This window comes from Azoarcus sp. TTM-91 (assembly GCF_012911025.1).
GTDB lineage: Bacteria > Pseudomonadota > Gammaproteobacteria > Burkholderiales > Rhodocyclaceae > Azoarcus.
The window spans coordinates 1-9000 of record NZ_WUEI01000152.1 but is presented as its reverse complement, the minus strand read 5'-3'; the positions used below and the strand labels follow the sequence as shown (position 1 = coordinate 9000).

6 protein-coding genes are annotated in these 9000 nt (G+C 70.4%); 3 read left to right on the top strand and 3 right to left on the bottom strand.

The features are described 5' to 3' along the window. Positions 1 to 214: 214 nt before the first annotated feature. On the top strand, positions 215 to 2353 hold the full coding sequence (locus GRF61_RS22145; RefSeq protein ID WP_169152791.1) for a diguanylate cyclase: 2139 nt from the start codon (positions 215 to 217) through the stop codon (positions 2351 to 2353). A 56-nt stretch (positions 2354 to 2409) separates the two neighbouring features. Here the strand turns inward: GRF61_RS22145 and GRF61_RS25120 are convergent, their stop codons facing one another. Continuing rightward, positions 2410 to 2538, bottom strand: a complete 129-nt coding sequence (locus GRF61_RS25120; protein ID WP_281275373.1) for a hypothetical protein — start codon at positions 2536 to 2538, stop codon at positions 2410 to 2412. On the opposite strand from GRF61_RS25120, the gene prsT reads away from it, so the two are divergent. After that, positions 2537 to 5350 (top strand): XrtA/PEP-CTERM system TPR-repeat protein PrsT, encoded by a 2814-nt coding sequence (gene prsT / locus GRF61_RS22140; protein ID WP_169152790.1) that lies wholly within the window; start codon positions 2537 to 2539, stop codon positions 5348 to 5350. The two genes, GRF61_RS25120 and prsT, sit on opposite strands and share 2 nt — an antisense overlap. A 137-nt stretch (positions 5351 to 5487) precedes the next feature. Beyond that, positions 5488 to 6222, top strand: a complete 735-nt coding sequence (xdp1, locus tag GRF61_RS22135; protein WP_169152789.1) for an exosortase-dependent surface protein XDP1 — start codon at positions 5488 to 5490, stop codon at positions 6220 to 6222. A gap of 151 nt (positions 6223 to 6373) precedes the next feature. On the opposite strand, the gene GRF61_RS22130 is transcribed toward xdp1, so the two are convergent. Continuing rightward, positions 6374 to 8185 (bottom strand): ABC transporter ATP-binding protein/permease, encoded by a 1812-nt coding sequence (locus GRF61_RS22130; RefSeq protein ID WP_169152788.1) that lies wholly within the window; start codon positions 8183 to 8185, stop codon positions 6374 to 6376. Positions 8186 to 8195: 10 nt separating this feature from the next. Next, a complete protein-coding gene (locus tag GRF61_RS22125; protein WP_169152787.1) occupies positions 8196 to 8831 on the bottom strand; it encodes a LysE family translocator in 636 nt (211 codons plus the stop codon). Positions 8832 to 9000 lie beyond the last annotated feature (169 nt).

Sequence of the window (9000 nt, the reverse complement as noted above, 5' to 3'; positions counted from 1 at the left end):
TTCTAGGAGGGCGGGGCGGGGAAGGAAAGCGCGGCGGCCGCGCGTCGCGCAGTGCTGTTCCGCCGCACCGCCGCGGCGGGAAAGGGGCTGTCGCGGGGCGGGCGATCCGCCTGGCATGTCGTGCCGGCAGGCCGCGAGGCAGGCCGCATGCGTCTTTCCGCTTGCCCGGCCGCATCCGCTGCCTACAATTAGGCACCGGCTTCAGGGAGACACGATGCGTATCGGTTCGCGGGCGGTGATGAGTGCGGCGCTCGCGCTGGTGGGCGTGGCGGCGGCGGTGTTCGTCGTCATCGCCGGCGAGATGTTCGAGGCGCGCCTGCAGGAGCGCTGGCGCGCCGAGCGCCTGTCCGAACTCGCCGGGCTGCGTGCCCGCCTGGAGGGCGAGCTGAACGGCGCCACCAATCTCACCGCTGGCCTGGTGTCCTACGTCGCCGCCCGTGGCGGCATCTCCCGGCAGGATTTCGATCTCATCGCCCGCGAACTGCTGGCGGACCAGAGTCTGCTGCGCAACATCACCCTGGCGCCGGACAACGTCATCTCCATGGTGTATCCAATGGCGGGCAACGAGGCTGCGGTCGGGCTGGACCTGCTGCATCACCCGGTGCAGGGCGCTGCCACCCGGCGCATGCTGGCGGATGGCCGGGCGGTGCTGGCCGGCCCGGTGGCCCTGGTGCAGGGCGGCCGCGCGCTGATCCACCGCGTGCCTATCCACCTCACGCCGCCCGGCGCCGCGCCGCGCAGCGGCCGCTACTGGGGGCTGATGAGCACGCCGATAGATTTCGACCGCCTGCTCGTGCGCAGCGGCCTGCACGAAGCCGAGCTGCGCTACCAGATTGCCCTGCGCGGGGTGGACGGGCTGGGCAGCGGCGGCGCGGTGTTCTGGGGCGACAGCGCGCTGTTCGACGATCCGGCCGCCTTCAAGCTGGATGTCCGGGTGCTCGACGGCGAGTGGAACATGGCGGCGGTGCCGCTGGACGGCGTGCCCGGCCTGGCGGCCGCGGTGTGGCGGGTGCGCGCGGCCGGTGCCGGCGTGGCGCTGTTCGTGCTGCTGCTGTTGTGGCGCTTCAATCGCGTCGCTGCCCGGCTGGAAGATTCCGAACAGTTGCACCGCGAACTGGCCGAGCAGATCCACGACGTGCTGTTCCGCACCGACGCCGCCGGCCGGCTGAGCTACCTCAACCCCGCCTGGCAGCGGCTGTCCGGCCGCGCGGCGGAGGAAAGCCTGGGCCATCACTGGACCGAACTGCTGCTGGCGGAAGACCGCGCGCCGGCCGCAGCCCGCTGCGCGCGTTTTCTCGCCGCGGCTGCCAGCGGCTCCGGCGCGATGCTGTTCGACGAGCGGGTGCGTATCGCCGACGAGGCTGGCCACATCCACAACCTGGTGGTGCGCGCTGCCTTCCACCGTGGCGTCGGGGGGGCCGGCGCAGGCGAGGGCGGGCTGGTCGGCGTCATGGCAGACCTCACCGAGCGCCAGGCGCTCGCTGCCCAGCTGGCGCTGGCGGCGCGGGTATTCGAGCGCAGCGGCGAGGGCATCGTCGTGTTCGACGGCGAAGGCCGCATCGAATCGGTGAATCCCGCCTTCACCCGCCTCACCGGCTATACGGCGGACGAGGTGGTGGGCACCGGCGGTGAAGGCGTCGGCGGCATGGAACTCTTCGCCCAGGTGCGCCAGGCGCTGGGCGCACGTGACCACTGGCAGGGCGAGCTGGAGGCCCGCCACCGCGGCGGCGCCCGTTTCCCGGTGACGCTGTCGGCCACCCTGGTGCGCGGCGACCACGGCCAGCCGGAACACTGCATCGCCATCTTCTCCGACATCAGCGAGCGCCGCGCCCAGGAGGCCAGCGTGCGCCACCTCGCCCTGCACGACGGCCTCACCGGCCTCGCCAACCGCATCCAGCTCAGCGGCCGTTTCGACCAGGCCGCCAGCCTGGCCGAGCGTGATGGCCGCGGCATGGCGCTGCTCTACTTCGATCTCGATGCCTTCAAGCCGGTGAACGACACCCACGGCCATGCGGTGGGCGACGAGGTGCTGCGCGCGGTGGCCAGCCGCTTGCGCGAACTGGTGCGCCAGAGCGATACCGTGGCCCGCGTCGGCGGTGACGAATTTGTCGTGCTGCTGGCCCAGGTCGGCGGCGCCGGGGATGCGCTGGAGGCGGCCGGCAAGCTGATGGACGCGCTGAACGCGCCGCTGCTGCTCGACAGCGGCGTGTTCAATCTGGGCGCCAGCGTCGGCGTCAGCCTCTACCCGCAGCACGGCCGCACGCTGGACGAGTTACTGCGCGCCGCCGATCGCGCCATGTACCACGCCAAACGCGGCAGCCACGGCCTGCGGCGCATCGCCGTCGCCGCCTGATCCAGCCCGGTGTTTCCGCCGCCGATGGCGGCGCGCTGCCGGTCCTGGCGCGAAAATCACAGGAAAATCAGGGCATAGCGCAGCACGTCGCCGCGGACGGATTTAACGGCACGGCGCCCGCCGGCGGGCATATACTCCCGCGGCATTTCCGCCGTTTCCCTGTCGATTTCATATCCACCGATCATGCCCGCGTCCCGAAACCACCCCGTCCGTCGCCTGCTGACGGTGCTCGTCCTCAGCGCCAGCAGCATCGTTGCGCAGGCGGCGCAGTCCGATCCGGCTGCCGCCAGCCGCTATTACGAGGACGGCCTGGCGCGCTACGAGAAGCAGGATCTGCCGGGTGCGGTCATCCAGCTCAAGAACGCCCTGCAGCAGGACCGCAACATGCTCGCCGCCCACCTGCTGCTGGGCCGCAGCTACTTCGACCAGGGCGAACTCGGCGCCGCAGAGGTCTCCTTCCGCGAAGCCCTGCGCCTGGGCGCCAGCCGCGCCGAAGTGGCGGTGCCGCTGGCCCGCATCTACCTGCTGCAGGGCCGCGCTTCGCTGGTCGTGGACGGCCTGCAGCCGGAAGGCCTGCCGCCCGCCGCCCAGCTCGAACTGCTGAGCCTGCGCGGTACCGCCTATGCCAACCTGGGCAAGGGCAACGAATCCGAACGCAGCTTCGCCGCCGCCCGCGCGCTGGACCCGAACTCGCCGGTGCCGCTGGTGGCCGAGGTGCCGGTGCTGCTGGGCAGCGGCAAGCCGGAGCTGGCGCGGGAGCGCGCCGAGCGCGCGGTGCAGCTGGCCCCGCGCGATGCCGCCGCCTACAACGTGCGTGCCTCGGTGGCGCACGCCACCGGCCGCCTGCCCGCCGCGCTGGAAGACTACGCCCGCGCCATCGAACTGCAGCCCGGCCAGCTCGACGCCCGCGTCGCCCGCGCCGGCATCCTGCTGGACCTCGGTCGCGACGCCGAAGCCGCCGGCGTGCTGGACAAGCTCGGCGCTGACATGCCGAAGGAGCCGCGCGTCGCCTACTTGCGGGCGCTGCTCGCCAGCCGCCGTGGCGACAGCGCCACAGCCAACGCCCAGATGCTGCAGGTCGGCGACCTGCTGGAAAACCTGCCGGCCGAATGGCTGGCCACCCAGGAACAGCTGCTGATGACCGGCGCGCTGGCGCACCATGCCACCGGCCAGTTCGAGAAGGCGCGCAAATACCTTGACGTGCTGGTCGCCCGCTACCCGCGCAACCTCGGCGCGCGCAAGCTGCTCGCCGCGGTGCTGGTCGAACGCAACGAGACCACCCCGGCGCAGGCTCTGCTGGAAGACGTGCTGCGCAAGCAGCCGGACGATGCCCAGGTGCTCTACCTGCTCGGCCGGGTGCAACTGGCGCAGAAGCGCTACGCCAAGGCCGCCGAGACCCTGGAGCGCGCCGCCGCGCGAGGTGCCGCCGAGGACCCCCGGCTGCAGACCGCTCTCGGCCTGGGCCGTATCGGCATGGGCGACACCGGAGCCGGCCTGCGCAGCCTCGCCGCCGCATTCGACAAGACGCCGCAGGACGTCGGCCTCGCCGCCACCTATGTGAACCTGCTGATGCGCGGCGGCGAGCGTGCCAAGGCGGTCGCCGTCGCACGCAAGACGGTGCAGGCGCAGGCCGCCAATCCGGCGGCGCACAACCTGCTCGGCCTCGCGCTGGCCAGCAACGACGACCTTCCGGCCGCCCGCAATGCCTATAACGAAGCGCTCAGGCGCGATGCCGGCTTCGTCCCCGCGCAGCTGAATCTCGCCCGGGTGGACCGCGCCGAGGGCAAGCTGGACGCCGCCCGCCAGCGCTACGCCGCAATGCTGGCCAAGGACCGTAACGACGGAGTTGCCCTGTACGAGTCCGGCGCGCTGGAACAGCAGGCCGGCAACACCGCCGAGGCCCTGCGCTGGTTCGAGAAGGCGGTGGTCGCCCGGCCGGACAACATCGCCGCCAGCCTCGCCCTGGCCGAAGCCCGCCTCGCCGCCGGCGAAGGCCAGGCCGCGCAGGAGGCCATGCGCACGCTCACCATGCGCCGCCCCGGCGACCTCGCCGCGCTGGCCGAACTGGCCCGCATCGAACAGGCGGTGGGCGATACTCGTGCCGCCCAGCAGACCCTGCGCGAGATGTCGCGCATCGCCGAGTACGACCCGGATGCCCAGGTGCGCATCGGTTACCTCCAGTTGCGCGCTGGCGCCACGGACGAAGCCGCAAAGAACGCGCAGAAGGCGCTGCAGGGCCGGCCGGAGCACATCGGCGCGCTCACCCTGGCCGCCGAGGCCGCACTCGCCCGAGGCGAGTACGACAAGGCCGGCGAGCGGGTGCGCGAACTGCGCCGGCTGGATCCGAAGGCGGTGGATGCCCTGCGGGTGGAGGGCGACATCGCCTTCGCCCGCGGCCAGATGCCGGCTGCCGCGGAAGCCTACCGCCAGGCCCAGGAGCGCCAACCCTCGGCGGAGCTGCTGCTGCGCCGTGTGCAGGTGCTGCTGGCGCAGGACAAGGCCGCCGCCGCGGCGCCGCTGCTGCAGCAATGGGTGAAGGACAAGCCGGAGCCGGCGGTGCGTCGCGCGCTGGCCGAGATCCACATGCGCACCGGTGACTGGGCTGCGGCGCGGCGCGAGTACGAGCGCCTGGTCGCCGAGGTGCCCACCGACGCCAGCGCCTACAACAACCTCGCCAACATCCAGATCCGCATGAAGGACGGCGCGGCCATCGCCACCGCGCAGAAGGCGCTGGCCCTGGCACCGGCCGACCCCAACGTCATCGATACCGTGGGTTGGGCGCTCGCCCGCGGCGAGCGCTATGAGGATGCGCTGCGCTACCTGCGCGACGCCCGCCTGCGGGCCCCGGACAACGCCGAGGTGCGCTGGCACTTGGCCTACGTGCTGGCCAAGGTGGGCCGCGCCCAGGAGGCGCGCGATGAACTGGACGGCGCCTTGCGCCTTAGTAGCTCTTTCGATGGCGCGGAGGAGGCTAGGCGTCTCCGTCTTACGTTGTAGTAGTAGCTGTCAGGTTTTTTTACACATACTGATACATTCGCCCTTTTGCTATGGGGAATGCATCTGATTATTAAGAAAAAGTTTTTATTGGCTCGATGATTGCTTTGAGCCGGGCGAAAGCTGTTTCGGAGAGCAGAATGAACTACATCGTCAAAAAATTCGTCCTGGGTACGGCCCTTGCCGTATGGGGAAGCTGCGCGTTGGCCGCTACCACCTGGACGCTGGACAACAAGAGTTCGACCGCGCCGATTGAAACCGGCTGGAAGGCGAGCAACAACAGCAGTTCGATCTACGCCACCAGCACCGGCTACTGGGCCGGCTCCGGCGTGGGCGTCGGCGGCGAATCCAGTTCCGACGGCCAGCATTCGCTGGACAACAAGTCCGGCTACGAAATGCTGATGCTGAACTTCGGCACCGAGTCGGTGCACCTGGACAGCGTCTCCCTCGGCTGGACCCAGACCGACAGCGACATCTTCGTGCTGGCCTACACCGGCGCCACTCCCTTCACTGGCTCCCTGGCCGGGGCGACCTACGCGTCGCTGCTGAGCAACGGTTGGTCGCTGGTGGGCAATTACGCCAACGTCGGTAGCAACACGGTACAGCTGAACGCCGCCGCCAGCCTCTACTCCAGCTTCTGGCTGATCGGCGCTGGCGGCTTCGACGGCACGCTGGGCGTGACCTCGGGCGACAAGAGCAATGGCAGCTGGCAGAGCTTCACCTCCTCCCGTTACGACTACGTCAAGGTTGCTGCTGTCAGCGGCACGGTGAAGCAGCCGCCTCCGCCCGCTACCCATGTGCCGGAGCCCGGCTCCCTGGCCCTGGCTGGTGCCGCCTTCCTGGGCATCCTCGGGATCCGGCGCAAGCGCGACTGACCTGGAACTGAGCGACTGAGGCAATCAGGGAGGGTGGCAGCGCCCGCAGAGGCGCGACCCGCAGCAAGGCAACGGCGGTCTGAAAAGGCCGCCGTTTTTTATTGCCGGCCGCTTGCGGAGCGGGGCCGCTGCGGGTAGCAGGGGCGGGGGGTCATCCCTGCTCGGCCAAGGCCTCTTCCTGCTGCTGCAGCAGCCACATCTGGGTGTAGGCGCCGTCGCGGGCCAGCAGGTCGAAGTGGCGGCCGCGTTCGATGATGCGGCCCTGGTCCAGCACGATGATCTCGTCGGCGTTCATCACGGTGGACAGGCGGTGGGCGATGACCAGCGCGGTGCGGCCTTCCGCCGCCAGCTCCAGCTGGCCCTGGATGGCCTTCTCGGTGCGGGAGTCCAGCGCCGAGGTGGCCTCGTCGAAGATCAGGATGGCCGGGTTCTTCAGCAGCGCGCGGGCGATGGCCACCCGCTGCTTCTCACCGCCGGAGAGCTTCAGGCCGCGTTCGCCGACGCGGGTGTCGTAGCCCTCGGGCAGGCGGGCGACGAAGTCTTCCAGCTGGGCCGCCCGCGCCGCCGCCTCCACCTCCGCGCGGCTGGCGTCCGGCCGGCCGTAGGCGATGTTGTAGTAGAGGCTGTCGTTGAACAGCACCGTGTCCTGCGGAACGATGCCGATGGCGGCGCGCAGGCTGTCCTGGGTGAGCTGGCGGATGTCGGTGCCGTTCACCCGGATGCTGCCGCCCTGCACGTCGTAGAAGCGGTACAGCAGGCGCGCCAGCGTGGATTTGCCGGAGCCGGAGTGGCCGACGACGGCCACTGTGCTGCCGGCGGGTATGTCCAGGTCCACGCCATGCAGGATGGGGCGGCGGGCGTCGTAGGCGAAATCCACCGCCTCGAAGCGCACGCCGGCCGGGCCGGGCGGCAGCGCGCGGGCGTCGCTGGCGTCGGCGATCTCACGGTGCTGGCCGAGCAGGCCGAACATGCGTTCGATGTCGGTCAGCGCCTGGCGCAGCTCGCGGTAGATCACGCCGAGGAAGTTGAGCGGGATGTAGAGCTGGATGAGGAAGGCGTTCACCAGCACGATGTCGCCCAGCGTCATGCTGCCGGCGGCGACCCGGCTGGCGGCCTGCCACATCATCGCGGTGACGCCGACGGCGATGATGGCCGCCTGGCCGATGTTGAGGCTGGACAGCGACATCTGGTTGCGCAGCTGGGCGGCGGTCCATTTCTGCAGCTGCTCGTCGTAGCGGCGGGCCTCGAAGGCCTCGTTGTTGAAGTACTTCACCGTCTCGAAGTTGAGCAAGCTGTCGATGGCGCGGGCGTTCGCCGCCGAGTCCAGCTCGTTGGCTTCGCGCCGCAGCGCGGTGCGCCAGTTGGTCACCGCCACGGTGAACACGATGTAGAGCGCCAGCGTCGCCAGCGTAATGAGGGCGAACACCGCGTCGTACTGCACCAGCAGGATGCCTATCACCAGGCCGATCTCCACCAGCGTCGGCAGGATGGAGTAAAGCGTGTAGCTGATCAGCGAGCCGATGGAGCGGGTGCCGCGCTCGATGTCGCGGGTGAGGCCGCCGGTCTGCCGCTCCAGGTGGAAGCGCAGGCTGAGCGCATGCAGATGGCGGAACACCCGCAGCGAGATCTCGCGTACCGCGCCCTGCGTCACCCGGGCGAACACCAGCTCGCGCAGCTCGGTCAGCAGCGAGGTGGAGAAGCGCAGTGCGCCGTAGGCCAGCAGCAGCGCTGCCGGCACCACGATGAGGGCCTGCTCCGGCGTGATCGTCAGCGCATCCACCAGATGCTTGAACACCAGGGGCACTGCCACGTTGGCGGCCTTGGCGGCGATCAGGCAGGAAAGCGCCAGCAGTACCCGCAGGCGGTGGGCCCAGATGAAGGGCAGCAGGCTCTTCAGCGTCTGCCAGTCGCGGCGCTGGCCGGTGTCGCCAGCGGGGGCGGGCAGGGAGGATGCTCGGCGCATGCGGCGGCTCCTATTGGCCGCGGCCGTCGGTGGCGAGGCGGATGGCGAGGCCGATGAAGATCAGCCCCGCCAGCCGGTCCAGCCAGGCGCCTGCCGCCGGCCGCTTCGCCAGCGCGCGGCCGATGGCGCCGGCGGCGAAGGCGATGGTGCCGAACACCAGCACCGTCTGTAGTGCGAAGGCCAGCCCCAGCTGCATCGTCTGCAGCGCCACGCTGCCCAGCTCCGGCCGGCTGAACTGCGGCAGGAAGGCGAGGAAGAACAGCGCCACCTTGGGGTTGATGGCATTGGCGATGAAGCCGCGCCGCAGATAGCGCAGCCAGGGCTCGCCGCCGCCGGCGGCTGCCGCCGGCCGCAGGGCGGAGGCACTGCGCAGCGCCTGCACGCCCAGCCAGGCGAGATAGGCGGCGCCGGCCAGCTTGAGCGCGAGGAAGAGCTGCGGCGAGGCGGCAATGGCGGCACTCACGCCTATCGCCGCCCACAGCGTGTGGGTGAAACAGCCCAGCGCACAGCCGACGGCGACGCCGAAGCCGGCCATGCGCCCGCGCGCCAGGCTCTGACCCAGCACCATCAAGTTGTCCGGCCCCGGCGCAAAGGTGATGGCGATGGAGACGGCGAGGAAGGCGAGCAGGGTGTCCAGGGGCAGCATGGCGGTCGGAAGCGGGCGTGCGCGGAAAAGCGTTCGATTCTGTTGGCCGGGGCTGGCGCAGTCAAATGCGGCTGGCCCTTGGGAGTGCAGGGAGATGCGGGGAGATGCTGGAGAGGAATGGGTCTGTGGCGTGCTTGCTGGGGGAGAGAGCCTGGGGGCTGTGCTTGGG